Source organism: Pseudomonas sp. DTU12.1 (genome assembly GCF_009873475.1).
GTDB classification, from domain to species: domain Bacteria; phylum Pseudomonadota; class Gammaproteobacteria; order Pseudomonadales; family Pseudomonadaceae; genus Aquipseudomonas; species Aquipseudomonas proteolytica.
This window is the reverse complement of sequence record NZ_CP045254.1, coordinates 5347399-5366184: the sequence shown is the minus strand read 5'-3', so window position 1 is coordinate 5366184 and position 18786 is coordinate 5347399. Positions and strand designations below refer to the sequence as shown.

Genomic DNA, 18786 nt, shown 5'->3' with positions numbered 1-18786 from the left:
CCCTGCCTGATGACCCAGCCGATCCGCATCAAGGACCACGAGAAAGACGCACGCCTTGTACGCGCGCGGGTGATCTTTGGCGCTATCGCGGTGGTGGCGTTGATGTGCGTGTTGATCGCCCGTCTGTATTACCTGCAGGTGATTCAGTACGAGTATCACTCCACGTTGTCGGAAAACAACCGGGTGCATGTGCAACCGATTCCGCCGACCCGTGGCCTGATTTTCGACCGCAATGGTGTGGTGATCGCCGATAACCGGCCCAGTTTCAGCCTGAGCATGACCCGCGAACGCTCCGGTGATTGGCCGCAGGTCCTCGATGTGATCGTCGAGGTGCTGCAACTGACCCCGGAAGACCGTGTGATCTTCGAAAAACGCATGAAACAGGGGCGCCGCCCGTTCGAACCGGTGCCGATCCTGTTTGAGCTGACCGAAGAACAGATCGCCAGGATTGCGGTGAACCAGTTCCGCCTACCGGGTGTGGAAGTGGTGGCGCAGTTGGTGCGCCACTACCCGCAAGGGGCGCACTTTGCCCACTCGGTTGGTTACATGGGGCGGATCAACGAGAAAGAGCTGAAAACCCTCGACCCGGTCAATTACAGCGGTACGCACCATATCGGCAAAACCGGTATCGAGCGTTTCTACGAGCCGCAGTTGCACGGCCAGGTGGGTTACGAGGAAGTCGAGACCAACGCCCGCGGCCGCGTGCTGCGGGTGCTCAAGCGGACCGACCCGATTCCCGGCAAGGACATTGTCCTGAGCCTGGATATCAAGCTGCAGGAGGCCGCAGAAATGGCCCTCGGCGGGCGTCGTGGCGCGGTGGTGGCGCTGGATCCGAACACGGGCGAGGTGCTGGCGATGGTCAGCCAGCCGAGTTTCGACCCCAACCTGTTCGTGACCGGGATCAGCTTCAAGGCCTATGCCGAATTGCGCGACTCCATTGACCGGCCACTGTTCAACCGGGTGCTGCGCGGTCTGTATCCGCCGGGCTCGACCATCAAGCCGGCGGTGGCGATTGCCGGCCTGGACGCGGGTGTGGTCACCGCTTCCAGCCGGGTCTACGATCCGGGCTATTACATGTTGCCCAACTACGATCACAAGTACCGTAACTGGAACCGCACCGGCGACGGCTATGTGGACCTGGACACGGCGATCATGCGTTCCAACGACACCTACTTCTATGACCTGGCCCATAAGCTGGGGATTGATCGTTTGTCGACCTACATGGGCAAGTTCGGCCTGGGTCAGAAAGTATCCCTGGACATGTTTGAAGAATCCCCGGGCCTGATGCCTTCCCGGGAGTGGAAGCGCGCCACCCGGCGCCAGGCCTGGTTCCCGGGCGAGACCCTGATCCTGGGGATCGGCCAGGGCTACATGCAGGCCACCCCCTTGCAACTGGCCCAGGCCACGGCGCTGGTGGCCAGCAAGGGCAAGTGGATTCGCCCGCACCTGGCCAAGACCATCGAGGGTGAAAAGCCGGTGGATGAAAACCCGATTGCGGACATCATCCTGCGCGACCCGTCCGACTGGACCAAGGTCAACCACGGTATGCAGCAAGTCATGCACGGTGCCCGGGGCACGGCGCGCAAGGCCGCCGCTGGCGCGCAGTACCGGATTGCCGGCAAGAGCGGTACCGCCCAGGTGGTGGCAATCAAGCAGGGCGAGAAGTACGACCGCTCCAAGGTCCAGGAACGCCATCGCGACCACGCCTTGTTCGTCGGTTTTGCCCCGGCCGACAACCCGAAGATCACCGTGGCGGTGATGGTCGAGAACGGCGAGTCCGGTTCCGGCGTGGCCGCCCCGGTGGTGCGCCAGATCATGGACGCCTGGTTGCTGGACCAGGACGGCAAGCTCAGGCCTGAGTTTGCCAACCCTTCAAGCGCGGAGGCTACGGCCCGTGAAGAGTAATTTTGACCGCATTCTCTCCAGTGAGGATGTGATGCGTCGCCGCGCCACCTTGTTGCAGCGCATGCACATTGATGGCCCCTTGCTGATCCTGCTGCTGACCCTGGCGGCCGGCAGCCTGTTCGTGCTGTATTCGGCCAGTGGCAAGAACTGGGATCTGTTGATCAAGCAGGCGTCGTCGTTTGGCCTGGGCCTGTTGTCGATGGTCGTGATCGCCCAGCTGGAGCCGCGCTTCATGGCGCGCTGGGTGCCGCTGGGCTACGTCGCCGGCGTACTGTTGCTGGTGGTGGTGGACGTCATGGGGCATAACGCCATGGGCGCCACCCGCTGGATCAATATCCCCGGGGTGATTCGCTTCCAGCCGTCGGAATTCATGAAGATCCTGATGCCGGCCACGATCGCCTGGTACCTGGCCAAGCGCACCTTGCCGCCGCAGCTCAAGCATGTGGGGATAAGCCTGATCCTGATCGGCATTCCCTTCATCCTGATTGTGCGCCAGCCGGACCTCGGCACCGGCCTGCTGATCCTCGCCGGCGGTGCGTTCGTGCTGTTCATGGGCGGCCTGCGCTGGCGCTGGATCGTCAGCGTGCTGGTGGCGGCCGTGCCGGTGGCTGTCGCCATGTGGTTCTTTTTCATGCATGACTATCAGAAACAGCGGGTCCTGACCTTCCTCGATCCCGAGAGCGATCCGCTGGGCACCGGCTGGAATATCATCCAGTCCAAGGCCGCGATCGGTTCCGGCGGCGTGTTTGGCAAGGGCTGGTTGCTGGGCACCCAGTCCCACCTGGACTTCCTGCCGGAAAGCCACACCGACTTTATTATTGCGGTGATGGGCGAGGAGTTCGGCCTGGTGGGTATCTGCGCACTGCTGTTGATCTACTTGTTGTTGATCGGGCGCGGCCTGGTGATTACCGCACAAGCGCAGACGTTGTTCGGCAAATTGCTCGCCGGTGCGCTGACAATGACTTTTTTTGTTTACGTTTTCGTCAACATCGGTATGGTCAGTGGCCTGCTGCCGGTGGTTGGGGTGCCGTTGCCGTTCATTAGCTACGGCGGAACTTCGCTGGTGACATTACTGTCAGCGTTTGGGGTTTTGATGTCGATCCATACCCATCGCAAGTGGATCGCACAGGTTTGAATAAGGTGAAGATGTCAATGCAAGCAATGCGCGGCTGGGCTGCTCGATACGCGTCCTGTCTGGGCCTGTTGGGCGCCTTTGGCGCTTCGCCGCCCGCCCTGGCCGGCGATTACGACGGCTCGCCCCAGGTCGCCGAATTTGTCGGTGAGATGACCCGTGACTATGGTTTCGCCGGCGAACAACTGATGGGTGTATTCCGCGAGGCGCAGCGCAAGCAGTCGATCCTCGACGCGATCTCCCGGCCCGCCGAGCGCGTCAAGCAGTGGAAGGAATATCGTCCGATGTTCCTGACTGACGCCCGCGTGGCCAGGGGCGTGGATTTCTGGCGGCAGCACGAGGCCGTGCTGGCCCGCGCCGAGCAGGAATATGGCGTGCCGGCCCAGGTGATCGTGTCGATCATCGGCGTTGAAACCTTTTACGGGCGCAATACCGGCAGTTACCGGGTGATCGACGCCTTGTCGACCCTGGGCTTCGATTACCCGCCCCGTGCCGAGTTCTTCCGCAAGGAACTGCGTGAGTTCCTGCTGTTGGCCCGCGAGGAGCAGGTCGACCCGTTGACCCTCAAAGGCTCCTACGCCGGCGCCATGGGCCTGCCACAGTTCATGCCCAGCAGCTTTCGCGCCTACGCCGTGGATTTTGACGGTGATGGCCATATCAATATCTGGAGCAATCCCGATGATGCCATTGGCAGTGTTGCCAGTTACTTCAAGCGTCATGGCTGGGTAGGTGGCGAACCGGTGGTGATCCGTGCTGACGTCACGGGCGATCGCGCCGATGAGGGCCTGACCCAGGGCATCGAGCCGGTGAAAACCGTCGGGGAGTTGCGGGCGCTGGGCTGGTCAAGTCATGATGCGCTGCGCGATGATATGCCGGTTACCGCCTTCCGCCTGGAAGGTGCAGACGGCCCGGAATATTGGATGGGCCTGAAGAATTTTTACGCAATCACGCGTTATAACCGCAGTGTGATGTACGCCATGGCCGTGCATCAGCTGTCAGACATGCTGGTTCAAGCACGGGGCGTCAAGTAATGCGGGTATCGCCGATCAATAAACCGCTCAAGCTGGTGGCGCTGGCCGCATTGTCCTTGCTGGTTGTCAGTTGCTCCACCAGCCGAGCGCCGGTGCAGAAGGCCGGTGGCCCGGTAGTCCGCGCGCAGCCGGGGCTGGACATCAACCGTGCCCACAAGGACGGCGCGCCGTGGTGGGACGTCGACGTCTCGCGTATCCCGGATGCCACGCCGACCCTGCATACCGGCAACTACAAAGCCAACCCCTACACGGTGCTGGGCAAGACCTACTTCCCGCTGCAAGAGTCCAAGAACTACGTGCAGTCGGGCACGGCGTCCTGGTACGGCACCAAGTTCCACGGCCAGAACACCGCCAACGGCGAGGTGTATGACCTGTACGGCATGAGCGCGGCGCACAAGACCCTGCCGCTGCCTGCCTATGTGCGCGTGACCAACCTTGACAACAACCGCACGGTGATCCTGCGGGTCAACGACCGTGGGCCGTTCTATTCCGACCGAATCATCGACTTGTCCTACGCCGCCGCGAAAAAACTCGGCTATGCCGAAACCGGCACGGCGCGGGTCAAGGTCGAAGGCATCGACCCTGCCCAGTATTGGGCGCAGCGCGGCAAGCCGGCGCCATTGATGCTCAACGAGCCACAAAGCGCGCAACCGCAGATCACCGCCTCGGCGGGCAAGGTCGAGCAGTGGACGCCGCCGCCCCAGCAACACGCCGCGCCAGTCGTGGCCGTGCCACAGGCGGCGCCGGGTAGTGCGGCGGGCGGGCAATACCTGCAAGTCGGCGCTTTCGCCAACCCGGATGCGGCAGAACTGTTAAGGTCCAAGCTCAGCGGGATGGTCAGCGCGCCGGTGTTTATCAGCTCCATCGTGCGTAACCAGCAGACCCTGCACCGTGTACGCCTGGGCCCCATCGGCTCGGCGGGCGAGATTGCCCAGGTGCAGAACAGCGTGCGATTGGCCAACCTGGGTCAGCCCAGCGTGGTCAGCGCCGAATAAGCAGTAGCGGATCTAGGGTGCTGGTGCGCTTGCGTGCCGGGGCCCTGGTTGCAGGCTCGTCGAATAATAAAAACCCGAAGGCAAGGGTTGAGCTGGCAACTGAATACGCGACAGCCTGGCAACGGGTTGTCTGAATAGTTTTGCCCGCGAGGGCAAGTTTCCATAAGCAATTTCGAGAGACGGATGAACATCACCACCTTAGCCAAACGCCTGTGCCTGCTTGTCCCGCTGATCATCGCGCCCGCTGCCTGGGCCGTCGAAATGATGCCAGCGCCACCGCAACTGGCTGCCAAGTCCTACGTGCTCATGGATGCCGCCAGCGGCAACGTGCTGGTCGAAAACAATGGTGACCAGCGCCTCCCGCCGGCCAGCCTGACCAAACTGATGACCGCCTACATCGCGACCCTGGAAATCCGTCGTGGCCAGATCGGTGAAAACGATCCGGTAACCGTCAGCGAAAACGCCTGGCGTACCGGCGGTTCGCGGATGTTCATCAAGGTCGGCTCCCAGGTGACTGTCAGCGACCTGCTGCACGGCATCATCATCCAGTCCGGTAACGACGCCAGCGTCGCCCTGGCCGAGCACATTGCCGGCAGCGAAGATGCATTCGCCGACATGATGAACAAAACCGTGACTGACCTGGGCATGACCAACAGCCACTTCATGAACCCGACCGGCCTGCCGAACCCAGACCACTACTCGTCGGCCCATGACATGGCGATCCTGGCGCGCGCGATCATTCGTGTCGACCCGGTGCACTACGCCATCTACTCCCAGAAAGAGTTCTTCTGGAACAACATCAAGCAGCCTAACCGCAATCTGCTGCTGTGGCGTGACAAGACTGTGGATGGCCTGAAAACCGGCCACACCGACGAAGCCGGCTACTGCATGGTGTCCTCGGCTGTACGTGATGGCCAACGCTTGATCGCCGTAGTGTTCGGCACCAACAGCGAGCAGGCTCGTGCGGCTGAAACCCAGAAGCTGCTGACCTACGGTTTCCGCTTCTTCGAAACCCAGACCTTCTACCAGAAGGGCGCTGAACTGGCCCAGGCTCCGGTCTGGAAAGGCACCGAGCGTCAAGTCAAGGCCGGCCTGGCTGATGACCTGACCCTGACCATGCCTAAAGGCCAGCTGAAGAAACTGGCTGCCAGCATGACCATGAACCCACAACTGACCGCGCCTATCGCCAAGGGCGATGTGATCGGTAAAGTCGAAGTGAAGCTGGACGACAAAGTCGTACACAGCGCCGATCTGATCGCGCTCGACGCCGTTGAGGAAGGTGGTATCTTCCGCCGCGTGTGGGATAGCATCCGTCTATTCTTCTACGGCTTGTTCAACTGATTGTGTGCACCCGCAAAGCCCCGCGTTGATCCGACGCGGGGCTTTGCCCGTCGCCACGGCTTACCGCTTACGAGGCCGTTACGCCATGACCGATAAAGAAGTAAAGGCGCCAAAGATCGAATTCCCGGTGGTGGACTATCCCATCAAGGTGATCAGCGATACCGGTGTAGGCCGTAAAGACCTGATCCTCGAAATCGTGCGCAAGCACGCTACGATCAACGATCAGCGCGTGGATGAGCGCTCCAGCTCTACCGGCAAATACACCACGATCCAGTTGCACATCGTTGCGACTGATCAAGACCAGCTCTACAACATCAACAGTGAACTGCGGGCCACCGGCTTCGTGCACATGGTGTTGTGATGTCACAGGTCCTGGGCTTTCGCGAGCTCGGCCAGATGGCCTACGAGCCGGTTTGGCATGCGATGCAACGGTTCACCAACGAGCGTGGCACTTCGGCTCCTGATGAAATCTGGCTGGTGGAACACCCGCCAGTGTTCACCCAGGGCCAGGCTGGCAAGGCCGAACATCTACTACTTCCGGGTGATATTCCGGTGGTGCAGGTCGACCGAGGTGGCCAAGTGACTTACCATGGGCCCGGGCAACTGGTGGCCTATCTGCTGCTGGATGTGCGCAAGCTGGGTTATGGCGTGCGCGAGCTGGTCAGTCGCATGGAAAACTGCCTGATCGAACTCTTGGCCAGCTACGGCGTAACGGCAGCGGCCAAGCCCGATGCACCCGGAGTGTATGTCGACGGCGCGAAAATCGCCTCCCTGGGCCTGCGCATCCGCCATGGTTGTTCCTTTCATGGCCTGGCCCTGAACGTGGACATGGACCTGGCGCCGTTTCGCCGGATCAATCCCTGTGGTTACGCCGGTTTGGCCATGACCCAGTTGAGCGATCACGCAACACCCATAGAATTTGCCGAGGTAAGTGCCCGGCTGCGCGCGCAGCTCGTCAAACACCTCGACTATGCTGAGCAGACGACCCTGACGGGCGGAATCGACTGATATGACTACTGATGTTGTGCAAACCATGATCCCGACGCTGGACATTACCGACCGTCCGGCCCCGGCTCCGCGTGCCAAGGTGGAAGCCGGCGTCAAGCTGCGCGGCGCCGAGAAGGTTGCACGCATCCCGGTGAAGATCATTCCGACCACCGAACTGCCGAAAAAGCCCGACTGGATCCGCGTCCGCATCCCGGTTTCGCCGGAAGTCGACCGTATCAAGGCGCTGCTGCGTAAACACAAGCTGCACAGCGTGTGTGAAGAAGCCTCCTGCCCGAACCTGGGTGAGTGCTTCTCCGGTGGCACCGCCACCTTCATGATCATGGGTGATATCTGCACCCGTCGTTGCCCGTTCTGCGACGTTGGTCATGGCCGGCCGAAGCCACTGGACGTCAACGAGCCAGAAAGCCTGGCCATCGCCATTGCCGACCTGAAGCTCAAGTACGTGGTCATCACCTCTGTAGACCGCGACGACCTGCGTGACGGCGGTGCCCAGCACTTTGCCGACTGCATCCGCGAAATCCGCAAGCTGTCGCCGAACGTGATGCTTGAGACCCTGGTCCCGGACTACCGCGGCCGCATGGATGTCGCCCTGGAAATCACCGCTGCCGAGCCTCCAGATGTGTTCAACCACAACCTGGAAACCGTGCCACGCCTGTACAAGGCCGCGCGCCCGGGTTCGGACTACCAGTGGTCGCTGACCCTGCTGCAGAAATTCAAGCAGATGATGCCGCACATCCCGACCAAGTCCGGCCTGATGCTGGGCCTGGGCGAAACCGACGATGAAGTGATCGAAGTCATGAAGCGCATGCGCGAGCATGACATCGACATGCTGACCCTCGGCCAGTACCTGCAGCCATCGCGTAGCCACTTGCCGGTACAGCGCTTCGTGCACCCGGACACCTTTGCCTGGTTTGCCGAAGAAGGCTACAAGATGGGCTTCAAGAACGTCGCGTCGGGTCCGCTGGTGCGTTCGTCGTACCACGCCGACGAGCAGGCCAAGCTGGTCAAGGCGAGCCTGGTTTCGTAAGCCGCACCGCAATCAATGTGGAGTGCGGGCTTGTGTGGGAGCGGGCTTGCCCGCGATAGCATCACCTCGGTGCAACTGATATACCGAGGCGCCTGCATCGCGAGCAAGCCCGCTCCCACATTGGGTTCTGCGCTACAGATAGGGAGAACATGGATGACCGCTCAAGCGAGTGCCGTCGTACCCGCGTTGCGAGCTGAAGGCACTATCGGCCTGATCGCCCCCGCCGGCCCTGCCGCGCTGGATGTGGAAAAGGCCGGGCAATGGATGCGTACCCGCGGCTACGAGCTGCGGATCTTCTCGGGGGTGTACGAGCGCGACGGCTACCTGGCCGGCAGCGATAAAGTACGCCTGCGCGACCTGCATGCAGCCTTCGCCGACCCCGATATCGACGCCATCTTCTGCCTGCGCGGTGGCTACGGCACTCCACGTTTGCTCGACGGCGTGGATTTCGCCCTGCTGGCCGCCAACCCCAAGCCCTTCGTCGGCTACAGCGATATCACCGCGCTGCACTTGGCGATCAGCCGCTACGCCGGTTTTGTGACCTTCCACGGCCCGATGCTCAATGCCGACCTGCTCGGTGACAAGCAACAACCCACCGAATCATCACTGTTCAGCCTGCTGCGTGGGCAACTGGGGGCTGGCAGTGTGCTAGCGCACCCGGTGGCCTACCCGTTGACCACCGTTGAGCCAGGCATCGCCAGTGGGCGCCTGTTGGGGGGCAACCTGTCAATGATCGCGGCCGTGATGGGCACGCCGTTCGAAATCGATGCCGAGGGCATCATCCTGTTTATCGAGGACGTCAACGAACCGATCTACCGCATCGACCGCCTACTGACGCATTTGCGCCTGGCGGGCAAGTTGGCGCAGGTTCGCGGTGTGCTGGTGGGGGATGTAGCGGGGGTAGATAGCGCGGCGCTGGACAGGCTGCTGAAACAGACGTTCGCACCGTTATGCATCCCGGTCCTGTCCGGCTGGCGCAGCGGCCATTGCGACCCGAACCTGACCTTGCCGATAGGCGCTTTGGTGCGCCTGGATGCGGGGGAGCAGCGGTTGGTGTTGGAGCAGGATGTGGTGCGTAAGCCTGACTTTAGTGGGCCAGTGCTTTTTGTTGACTAGGCACTGCGCTGTGACGAACGGGCTTTTGTGACAAGCCCGCTCACCACCAAGCCCATCAGCGGTTCTGCAACGACTCCAGTAACTTCACCGTCGGGTACCCATCCGCCGGCCAGCCCAACGACTGCTGCGCCGCACGAATCGCCTTGCGCGTATTGGCGCCGATAATCCCATCCGGGTTGCCCGCCTCATAACCCTTGGCACTCAACACCGTCTGCAACTCGATACGCTGGGAGCGGGTCAGTGGCAGTTCGTCCGTTGGCCAATCCCCACGAATCACGCCGCCCCCACCAAAACGCTCGGACAACAGGCCGACTGCCAGGGCGTAGGACGACGAGTTGTTGTACTTGAGGATCGCGCGGAAGTTATCCAGCACCAGGAATGCCGGGCCACGGTGGCCTGCCGGCAGTAGCAGGGCAGCGGACAGGGTGTCTACGTTGGGCGGCACGCTGGCGCCGGCCGGCACCTGCAGCCCGAGTTTCAACCATTCGCCCACCGGCTTGCGCACCACGCCATCGGCCAGGGCGTAGTCGAAGTTCGTTGGCAATTGCTGCACTTCAAAGCCCCACGGCTGGCCCTTCTGCCAGCCAGAGCTTTGCAGGTAGTGCGCGGTGGAGGCGAGGGCGTCGGCCGAGCTATTCCAGATATCGCGGCGACCGTCGCCATCGAAGTCCACCGCGTGGGTGTTATAGGTGGTTGGAATGAACTGGGTCTGGCCCATGGCACCGGCCCAGGAACCGCGCATCTGTTCGGCCGGGATATCACCATGCTGGATGATTTGCAGCGCGGCCAGCAATTGCGCCTGGGCGAATGCCGGGCGGCGGCCTTCGTAGGCCAGGGTCGCCAGGGAGCGGATCACCGAGTTGTTGCCCTGGAAGGAGCCGAAGTTGCTTTCCATGCCCCACACCGAGACCAATACCTGGCGGTCCACGCCGTAGCGTTGTTCGATGCTTTGCAGGATATCGGCATGCTTGATCAGCAATGCCTGGCCATTGCGCACGCGCAACGCCGACAGGGCACCGTTGAGGTATTCCCACACCGGCCGGGAGAACTCCGGTTGGCTGCGGTCGGCACGGATGATCGCCATGTCAGGGGTGACGTTGGCGAAGGCGCTGTCGAACACTGCAGGCGTAATGCCGGCCTTCAGGGCTTCGACGCGAAAACCCGCCTGCCATTCGGCGAAGGTCTGGGTCGGTTGGATATCGAGATTGGTCACGGCCAGGGGCGCAACTACGGCGGGTGCAGCAACCGGTGCGGTCTGGAGTGTGGGCAGGGGCTGAGCGTCGGCGGCGGTGGGTTTTTCGGCGCAGGCGACTAACAGGATCAGGCTGGAGGCAGCAATCAATTGGCGAAGGTGCCAACGACGGGAAAGACTAGAGGGCATGCACAGGTCCAGGAAATACGAATCAGGTGCAGACCTTATCATGCCAGAGGGGCACTTGCCTTCAGGCAGCCAGAAAGTAAGAAGCCTCCCAGCTATTAGACTGGAAGGCTTCGCGGCGGTAGCTGCCTTTGCCTTTGCCGGCTCGTTCCTGGCGACTGCGGAACAACGGCTGGGCGATGATGGATTTGGCCTTGTTGGGGCCATGCTTGGATGGCTTTTTGCTCATGATCGGTGCTCTCCGATAGGTGGGTAATGCGCTGCGAATCATCTGCCGAAGTTGGCCGGCTGTCCAGCCCGGCGCGATGTAGGACATGGCCTCGGTCTGAATGTGAAATGCCGCTCCCACATTGTTTTGTGTTGCTCTGGAGGATTTATTATTCGGCAGGCAGTGTCAGGCGTTGGCCGGACATAAGCAGCGACAAACGGCTCAAACTCATCCACGGCGACCCGGCAGCCTGGCCCTTGATCTGCGCATCGATGCGCTGGGCTTCGAGCAGCAATTGCGCCCAGCGTTGCGCCGAGTGCCGTTGCAGCGCCTTGCTCATCAGGGGCTTGCGTTTGTCCCAGACCGGCGGGCGGGCCTGGCTGAAACATTTGTCCAGTGGCGTGCCCTGGCTGTATTGCAGGGCAATATTGGCCAGCACACGCAGTTCGCGGGCCAGGGCCCAGAGAATCACTGGCGGCTCCACACCTTCGCCGCGCAGCCCTTCGAGCATGCGCAGGGCATGCGCCGGTTCGCCATTGAGGATCGCGTCCACCAGCCCGAATACGTCAAACCTTGCACTGTCGGCCACCGCACCTTGCACGGTTTCGACGGTGATCTGCCCGTCTTCGGCCATCAGCTTGAGCTTTTCGATTTCCTGGGCGGCGGCCAGCAGGTTGCCTTCGACCCGAGCAGCAATCAGCTCGACAGCATCTTGGGTGGCAGACAGCCCGGCTTGCGACAAGCGCTGGCGAATCCATTGCGGCAACTGGCTGCTGTCGACCGGCCAGATCTGGATGAACTGGGTTTGCGCCCCTTCCACCAAGGCCTTGCCCCATTTGGTTTTCTGCGCGCTGCCATCGAGCTTGGGCAGGCTGATCAGCAACAGCGTGTCCTCGGCGGGGCGTGAACAGTATTCCATCAGGGCTGCCGCGCCTTTATCCCCAGGCTTGCCCGAGGGCAGGCGCAACTCCAGCAAGCGTTTTTCGGCAAACAGCGACATGCTGGCCCCGGCCTGGAGCAGGGTGCCCCAGTCGAAGCTGGCATCGGCGCTGAACACTTGGCGTTCATCAAAGCCTTGCTGGCGCGCAGCCTGGCGAATGGTGTCGGCGGCTTCCTGGCACAGCAGCGGATCATCGCCACTGACGATGTATACAGGCGCGAGGTTGCCTTGCAAGTGTTTGGCGAGTTGGGCGGGAGCGAGTTTCATAGGCAGGGTGAACGGGGCGCTTGACGCGCCCCGTCTGGTTTACTCGGCTGGGACTTCAACAGGCGATTGCTTGGGGATGCTGTTTTCATAGTCTTGCGCGGCTTTCAGCGCTTCGGCGTCCGCCTTGGCCTTGGCGTCGGCAGTCTGCTGCAGGGCATCCAGTTGGGCCGGGCTGATCATTTGCAGGCGTAGCACCATACGCTGGACCAGGTCACGACGCATTTCAGTGCGCACCTGATTGACCTCGGTGTCCGAGCCGACCAGATTGTTGCCGTCATGAGTCACGACCTTCTGCACTTGCAACTTGTCGCTGATCAGCGGCAGTTGGTCGTGGCCCTGGATCTGGAACATGAGAATGTTGCTCAGCTCGATGTCCGAAGAGCGGCCGGCACTAGCGTAGCTGAGATTACGCTGGGTTTCTTTCTCGTCAGTCAGCACCAGCTTGTAAGCCGCACCGGGATAGACTTTTACGCCGCTGTTTTCCAGGGTTTGGCGCAGTTGGGTCACGGTTTCGCCATAGGCGTTGCGTGCGCTGACATCCAGTTCCTTGATCGCCAGTTCCGTGGTGCCGGTGCCGCGCAGCTGGAAGCCGCAAGCGCTCAGCAATACGGCAAGGCCCATAACCAGCAGGTTGCGTTTGATCATTTTATTGCTCCCCTTGAAACCATGTGGGCCTTATCGAGGCCCTGGAGGTTTTGTTCGGCGCCAGGGTTCTTGCCCCGGCGCCCGATCCGATTAGCTAGCGACGATATTGACCAGTTTGCCGGGCACCACGATCACTTTGCGGATCGTCAGGCCTTCGGTGAAGCGCAGCACGTTCTCATTGCAGCGAGCAGCGGCTTCGACTTCTTCACGGCTGGCGCTGGCGGGCATGTCGATCTGGCCGCGCAGTTTGCCGTTGACCTGAATCACCAGTTGCAGCGTGTCCTGTACCAGGGCGCTGTCATCCGCGACCGGCCATGTAGCGTCGATCACCGCGCCGCTGTGGCCCAGCTGGCTCCACAGGTCGTGGCTGATGTGCGGAGTAATCGGCGCCAGCAGCAGCACGACGGTTTCGAGGCCTTCCTGTACCAGCGCGCGGTCCTGCTCGGTGATCTGCGGGGCTTTTTCCAGCACGTTCATCAGCGTCATCACCTGGGCGATAGCGGTGTTGAACTTGTGATGCTGGCCCACGTCCTGGCTGGCTTGCTTGATGGCCAGGTGAGTGCTGCGGCGAATCAGTTTTTGCTCATCGTTCAGCGACGCCACGTCCAGTTTGCCCGGCAAGCCCTGGCTGATATGGGCATGGGCCAGGCGCCAGACGCGCTTGAGGAAGCGGTGCGAGCCTTCGACGCCGGAGTCCGACCATTCGGCGCTCATATCGGGAGGCGAGGCGAACATCATGAACAGGCGGCAGGTATCGGCGCCGAACTGATCGATCATCGACTGCGGGTCAACGCCGTTGTTCTTCGACTTGGCCATTTTCTCAGTGCCGCCGATTTCCACCGGCAGGCCGTCGGATTTCAACTTGGCGCTGATCACCTTGGCCTTGCTGTCGCGCTCCAACTCGACGTCCGCCGGGTTGAACCAGGTGTAGGCGCCATTGGCTTCGCGGCGATAGTAAGTGTCGGCGATCACCATGCCTTGGGTCAGCAGGTTCTTGAACGGCTCGTCGGAGCTCACCAGGCCTTCGTCGCGCATCAGCTTGTGGAAGAAGCGCGCGTAGAGCAGGTGCAGAATCGCGTGTTCGATACCGCCGATGTACTGATCCACCGGCAACCAGTGGTCGGCTGCGGATTTTTCCACCAGACCGCCTTCATAGTGCGGCGAGGCGTAGCGGGCGTAGTACCACGAGGACTCGACGAAGGTGTCCATGGTGTCGGTTTCACGCTTGGCAGGCTGGCCGCATTTGGGGCAGGTGCACTCGTAGAACTCGGGCATGCGCGCCAGCGGCGAGCCGGCGCCGTCTGGCACCACGTCTTCTGGCAGTACCACCGGCAGTTGGTCTTCCGGCACTGGCACATCGCCACAGCTTTCGCAGTGGATGATCGGGATCGGGCAGCCCCAGTAGCGCTGGCGGCTGATACCCCAGTCGCGCAGGCGGAACTGGGTGCGCGAGGCACCAAGGTTTTTCTTGATCAGGGCGACTTCCATGGCGTCGAAAGCGCCTGCGAAGTCCAGGCCGTCGAACTCGCCGGAGTTGATCAGGGTGCCGTGCTCGCCGTAGGCGTCTTGCCACGGGGCCGGGTTGCTGTCGCCGGAGCTGGTGCGTACCACCGACTTGATCGGCAGGTTGTACTTGGTGGCGAATTCGAAGTCGCGCTCATCGTGGGCCGGTACGGCCATTACTGCGCCATCGCCGTAGTGCATGAGCACGTAGTTGGCGACCCACACCGGCAGTTTTTCACCGGTCAGCGGGTGCTCGACGAACAGGCCGGTCGGCAGGCCTTTTTTCTCCTGGGTGGCGACGTCGGCTTCGGCCACGCTGCCGCCTTTGCATTCGGCGATAAAAGCCTGCAGCTCAGGATTGTTCTTGGCGGCCAGGGTGGCCAGCGGGTGTTCCGCGGCCACGGCGACGTAGGTCGCGCCCATCAGGGTGTCCGGACGGGTAGTGAAGACTTTCAGTGCGCCCTCGGCGCCGATGGAATCGACGTTGTACGGGAACTGCACTTCCATGCCCTTGGACTTGCCGATCCAGTTGCGTTGCATGGTCTTGACCTGTTCAGGCCAGCCCGGCAGGTCGTCGAGGCTCGACAAGAGTTCATCCGCGTAGGCGGTGATCTTGAAGTAGTACATCGGGATTTCGCGCTTCTCGATCAGCGCGCCGGAACGCCAGCCGCGACCGTCGATCACTTGCTCGTTGGCCAGGACGGTCTGGTCGACCGGGTCCCAGTTCACGGTGCCGCTTTTTTTGTAGATCACGCCTTTTTCGAACAGGCGAGTGAACAGCCATTGTTCCCAGCGGTAGTAGTCCGGCTTGCAGGTGGTCACTTCGCGGGACCAGTCCACGGCCAGGCCCAGGCTGCGCAGCTGGGACTTCATGTAGGCGATGTTTTCGTAGGTCCACTTGGCGGGCGCTACGTTGTTTTTCATCGCGGCGTTTTCCGCAGGCATGCCGAAGGCGTCCCAACCCATAGGTTGCAGGACATTCTTGCCGAGCATGCGCTGATAGCGGGAAATCACGTCGCCGATGGTGTAGTTACGCACGTGCCCCATGTGTAGTTTGCCGCTGGGGTAAGGGAACATCGATAGGCAGTAGTAAGTCTCCTTGCCTGGCTGTTCACTGACTTCAAAGGACTTTTGCTCATCCCAGAAAGTTTGGGCGGCATTTTCTATTTCACGGGGCTGATATTGTTCGTGCATGGCTACTTTTGAACTGAATAGGGGTGGCCTAATCCTCTTCGGTGCATTGTCCGGGTTGATCGACACCAAAAAGCGGCGCGTCCGTGCCCAAACCCTGCGGGAAGTGGAGTTACAGGAAGCGCCGTAGCATACATGACCCCACTCTATCGAGGGAAACCCTGATTGCGCAGCACAGGCCGTTGGTCGCGGCGCGCGGTTGGTTGCGTCAGCGCAGCTACGCTGTTTATTGGGGAGTGAGACTTATCTTTAATGAGGTGAGGGGATGGTTGATTCGCAGCGAATGAGAACGAAACCTGACGTGTATGAAGGACTGATCGACCGTTTGGGTCGAGCACTGGACGCAGCCAGAACCGCTGGCCGATTGCGTGACGAACGGCCTGATGAGCTGGAACTGCGAGGCTTGAGCCCCGCAGAGTTTGAAGTGATCAAGGCCTACCTGGACTTGAACGCGCGCCCAATCCCGCAATGGGTGGCTCCTGTGCCAGCCAGGGAGGCGGTGCGATCGTCCAAGGTGGTATGGCTCAAGGACTTGTCGGCCAGCCGTGGCCCGGAAAAGCTGCGGTCTGCACGATTCAAGTAACCTGATCAGCGTTATCCACCGCGTGTAAAGATTGTCGCTAAACCCCGTTACACCTTAGGCTTCGGGCATCTTTGGAGATGCTCGATGCCTATTCGTTATTTCATCAAACAATTATTGCTGCCGCCCGGCATTCTCTTGCTGCTGCTGGCCCTTGCCTGGTGGTTTCGTCGCAGCCGCCCGCGCTTGGCCGGGCTGTGCTTTGCCTTGGGGTTTGGCGGGATTTGGCTGATCAGCCTGCCGGTGATGGTGGAGTGGGGCGCACGGGCGCTGGAAACCGAACCACCATTGGCCGTGGACGACTGGGCCAGCCTGGCGCAACGGGCCGATGCCATTGTGGTGTTGGGCTCGGGTCGCGAGCGGGGCGATCCGGCCTGGGGCGCAGACCAACCGACCGGTGTCGGCCTTGAACGCCAGCGGTATGCGGCGCGCTTGGCCAAGGCGTCGGGGTTGCCGGTGCTGACCACCGGCGGCCTGCACTATGGCACGCCGCCCAGCGAGGCGGAGTTGATGGCGGTGTCGATGCAACAAGACTTTGGCGTAGCCGTGCGCTGGAAGGAAGAACGCAGCCGCACGACCTGGGAAAATGCGCAGATGAGTGCCGAAATCCTGCTGCCCCAGGGCGTCAAGCGCGTGGTGCTCGTGACCCAGGCCTGGCATATGCCCCGTTCGGTGTGGAGCTTCGAGAAGGCCGGCTTTACCGTAGTGCCGGCGCCGGTCGGCTTCCTGGGTGTGGACAATGCCCGGCCGCTGGGTGGCTGGATGCCGGAGTTCAAGTCGATCTGGCAGAGCGGGCAGTTGATCAATGAGGCGGTGGGGCAGGTAGGTTACCGGCTGTTCTACCGTTAACGCCGCAAACCAAAATGTGGGAGTGGGCTTGTGTGGGAGCGGGCTTGCTCGCGAAAGCGGTGGGTCAGTTATTGGATATTTGACTGACCCACCGCTTTCGGGAGCAAGCCCGCTCCCACATTGGGTTTTGTGTTTTTCTGCCTAGACCGTCTTGGCCATGCGCCCGGCCAGCAACGCCCAGCCAAACAGCCCCAGGCACAGGATGATCAGCGGCCACGAGCGCCATTGCAGGTACGGCGTCAGGTTGTGCATCGGTACCACTTCACCGTAGAGGATGCCCCGCTGGAACTGCGGGATCTGCTCGGTGATCTGCCCGTACGGGTTGATCAGGCCGGTCACGCCATTGTTGGTGGCGCGAATCATCCAGCGGCCAGCCTCAAGGGCGCGCATCTGGGCCATTTGCAGGTGCTGCAAGGGGCCGATGGAGGTGCCGAACCAGGTGTCATTGCTGATGGTCAGCAGCAAGTCGCTGCGGGCGGCGAGGCTGGCGGCGAACTCGGGGTAGACCACTTCGTAGCAGATGTACGGCGCGATCTGATAGCCCTTGGCTTGCAGCAGCGCCTGGTCTTCAGGGCCGCGGGCAAAGTCCGACATCGGCAGGTCGAAGAACGCAATCAGGCCGCGTAATACATCCTGCAGCGGTACGTATTCGCCAAAGGGCACCAGCTTCTGCTTCAGATAGGTGCCATCGCCCTGGCCGACCACGGTGATGCCATTGAAGTAGCGCTTTTCATGGCGCACTTCCTGGCGAATCGGCACGCCGGTGATCATTGCGCCGTTTCGGTCAGCGGCGAACTTGCCCATCATCCCCAGGTAGCCCTCGACGGACTCCTTGAGCACTGGCACGGCGGTTTCCGGCCAGATCAGCAGGTCGACGCGCTTGGACGCAAAACTCATGTCGCGATACAGCGCCAGTTGCTCGTTGAGCTGCGCCGGGTCCCACTTCATGCTCTGTTCGACATTGCCCTGAATCGCGGCGACGGTCAGCGGCTCGCCTGCGGGGCTGGTCCAGGCATGGTGCTTGAGTGCCAGGCCAATGGCCCACGGTGCGACCAGCAGTACCAGGCCGGCGCCGACAAACACGTTGCGGCGGGCCGCCAGCATGCGGGGCAGGTTGACGATCAGCGCAGCGCTCAGGGCCAGGGCAAACGAAATCAGCCACACCCCGCCCAGCGGCGCGAGCCCGGCCAGCGGCCCGTCGAGTTGGCTGTAACCGGAGTACAACCAGGGGAAACCGGTGAGGAACCAGCCGCGAAACGCTTCCTGGCCCACCCACAGCGCGGCAAACGCCAAGGCATCGGCCAGGGGCGCTTCGTTGCGGCGCAGCCACCGCGCCCAGAGCCAGGCGGGCAGGGCAAAGAACAGGGCGATCGCTGCGGTGAACGCGAGCATCAACAACCCGGCCAGCAACACCGAAGCGCCACCAAAGTGATGGATGCTGTAGTAGATCCAGCTGGTGCCCGCCCCAAACAGGCCAAAACCGAAACACCAGCCACGCCCGAAGGCCTGGCGTGGTGTCAGTTGGCGCATGCCGGCATAGAACACCCCGACCGCCACCAGTGCCAGCGGCCAGATATCGAACGGCGCCAGCGCCAGGGTGGTGATAGCACCGGCCACCACGGCCAGCAGGTTACCGGGCCAGCCGGGTGCGGTGAGACGGCGCATATCAG

The 18786-nt window shown here is 61.8% G+C and carries 17 protein-coding genes; 11 read left to right on the top strand and 6 right to left on the bottom strand.

Going from position 1 to position 18786, the window contains the following annotated elements:
* Nucleotides 1-9 precede the first annotated feature (9 nt).
* From mrdA to GDV60_RS23730, 9 genes are all read left to right on the top strand, one after another.
* Complete coding sequence (gene mrdA, locus GDV60_RS23770; RefSeq protein ID WP_029292261.1) at nt 10-1905, top strand: penicillin-binding protein 2; 1896 nt, start codon at nt 10-12, stop codon at nt 1903-1905.
* Between the two features lie 31 nt (nt 1906-1936).
* Nucleotides 1937-3040 (top strand): rod shape-determining protein RodA, encoded by a 1104-nt coding sequence (gene rodA / locus GDV60_RS23765; protein ID WP_050492738.1) that lies wholly within the window; start codon nt 1937-1939, stop codon nt 3038-3040.
* 17 nt (nt 3041-3057) lie between these two features.
* Nucleotides 3058-4068, top strand: a complete 1011-nt coding sequence (gene mltB / locus GDV60_RS23760; RefSeq protein WP_029292259.1) for a lytic murein transglycosylase B — start codon at nt 3058-3060, stop codon at nt 4066-4068.
* The gene (locus tag GDV60_RS23755) at nt 4068-5063 is read left to right on the top strand and encodes a septal ring lytic transglycosylase RlpA family protein (protein ID WP_029292258.1); all 996 of its coding nucleotides are present in this window, start codon (nt 4068-4070) and stop codon (nt 5061-5063) included. The genes mltB and GDV60_RS23755 overlap by 1 nt, the downstream gene beginning before the upstream one ends.
* A 183-nt stretch (nt 5064-5246) precedes the next feature.
* Nucleotides 5247-6404, top strand: a complete 1158-nt coding sequence (locus GDV60_RS23750) for a D-alanyl-D-alanine carboxypeptidase family protein (protein WP_029292257.1) — start codon at nt 5247-5249, stop codon at nt 6402-6404.
* A gap of 85 nt (nt 6405-6489) precedes the next feature.
* Nucleotides 6490-6765: a DUF493 domain-containing protein gene (locus GDV60_RS23745; protein ID WP_015886061.1), complete on the top strand. Its 276-nt coding sequence runs from the start codon at nt 6490-6492 to the stop codon at nt 6763-6765.
* Nucleotides 6765-7412, top strand: coding sequence for a lipoyl(octanoyl) transferase LipB (gene lipB, locus GDV60_RS23740; RefSeq protein WP_029292255.1), 648 nt, complete (start codon nt 6765-6767; stop codon nt 7410-7412). Before GDV60_RS23745 ends, lipB begins: the two co-directional genes overlap by 1 nt.
* Before the next feature lie 25 nt (nt 7413-7437).
* Entirely contained in the window at nt 7438-8439 is a 1002-nt protein-coding gene (gene lipA, locus GDV60_RS23735) for a lipoyl synthase (protein ID WP_166647861.1), read from the top strand.
* A gap of 153 nt (nt 8440-8592) precedes the next feature.
* Nucleotides 8593-9555 carry an LD-carboxypeptidase gene (locus tag GDV60_RS23730; RefSeq protein WP_159908909.1) on the top strand — a complete coding sequence of 321 codons (963 nt, stop codon included), beginning with the start codon at nt 8593-8595 and terminating at the stop codon, nt 9553-9555.
* Between the two features lie 55 nt (nt 9556-9610).
* Here the strand turns inward: GDV60_RS23730 and GDV60_RS23725 are convergent, their stop codons facing one another.
* The 5 genes from GDV60_RS23725 to leuS form a co-directional block, all read right to left on the bottom strand.
* Nucleotides 9611-10936, bottom strand: coding sequence for a lytic murein transglycosylase (locus tag GDV60_RS23725; RefSeq protein ID WP_104910972.1), 1326 nt, complete (start codon nt 10934-10936; stop codon nt 9611-9613).
* Nucleotides 10937-10997: 61 nt separating this feature from the next.
* Complete coding sequence (arfA, locus tag GDV60_RS23720) at nt 10998-11162, bottom strand: alternative ribosome rescue factor ArfA (protein WP_003176285.1); 165 nt, start codon at nt 11160-11162, stop codon at nt 10998-11000.
* A gap of 148 nt (nt 11163-11310) precedes the next feature.
* A complete protein-coding gene (gene holA / locus GDV60_RS23715) occupies nt 11311-12348 on the bottom strand; it encodes a DNA polymerase III subunit delta (RefSeq protein WP_029292250.1) in 1038 nt (345 codons plus the stop codon).
* Nucleotides 12349-12387: 39 nt separating this feature from the next.
* The gene (gene lptE, locus GDV60_RS23710; RefSeq protein ID WP_092230657.1) at nt 12388-12993 is read right to left on the bottom strand and encodes an LPS assembly lipoprotein LptE; all 606 of its coding nucleotides are present in this window, start codon (nt 12991-12993) and stop codon (nt 12388-12390) included.
* Nucleotides 12994-13083: 90 nt separating this feature from the next.
* A complete protein-coding gene (gene leuS, locus GDV60_RS23705) occupies nt 13084-15690 on the bottom strand; it encodes a leucine--tRNA ligase (protein ID WP_159908907.1) in 2607 nt (868 codons plus the stop codon).
* Nucleotides 15691-15952: 262 nt separating this feature from the next.
* On the opposite strand from leuS, the gene GDV60_RS23700 reads away from it, so the two are divergent.
* Together GDV60_RS23700 and GDV60_RS23695 are read left to right on the top strand one after the other, a co-directional pair.
* Nucleotides 15953-16270: a hypothetical protein gene (locus GDV60_RS23700; RefSeq protein ID WP_092230650.1), complete on the top strand. Its 318-nt coding sequence runs from the start codon at nt 15953-15955 to the stop codon at nt 16268-16270.
* 84 nt (nt 16271-16354) lie between these two features.
* Nucleotides 16355-17116, top strand: coding sequence for a YdcF family protein (locus GDV60_RS23695; RefSeq protein ID WP_159908905.1), 762 nt, complete (start codon nt 16355-16357; stop codon nt 17114-17116).
* A gap of 141 nt (nt 17117-17257) precedes the next feature.
* Here GDV60_RS23695 and lnt read toward each other — a convergent pair whose 3' ends face one another.
* Complete coding sequence (lnt, locus tag GDV60_RS23690; RefSeq protein WP_092230644.1) at nt 17258-18781, bottom strand: apolipoprotein N-acyltransferase; 1524 nt, start codon at nt 18779-18781, stop codon at nt 17258-17260.
* Nucleotides 18782-18786 lie beyond the last annotated feature (5 nt).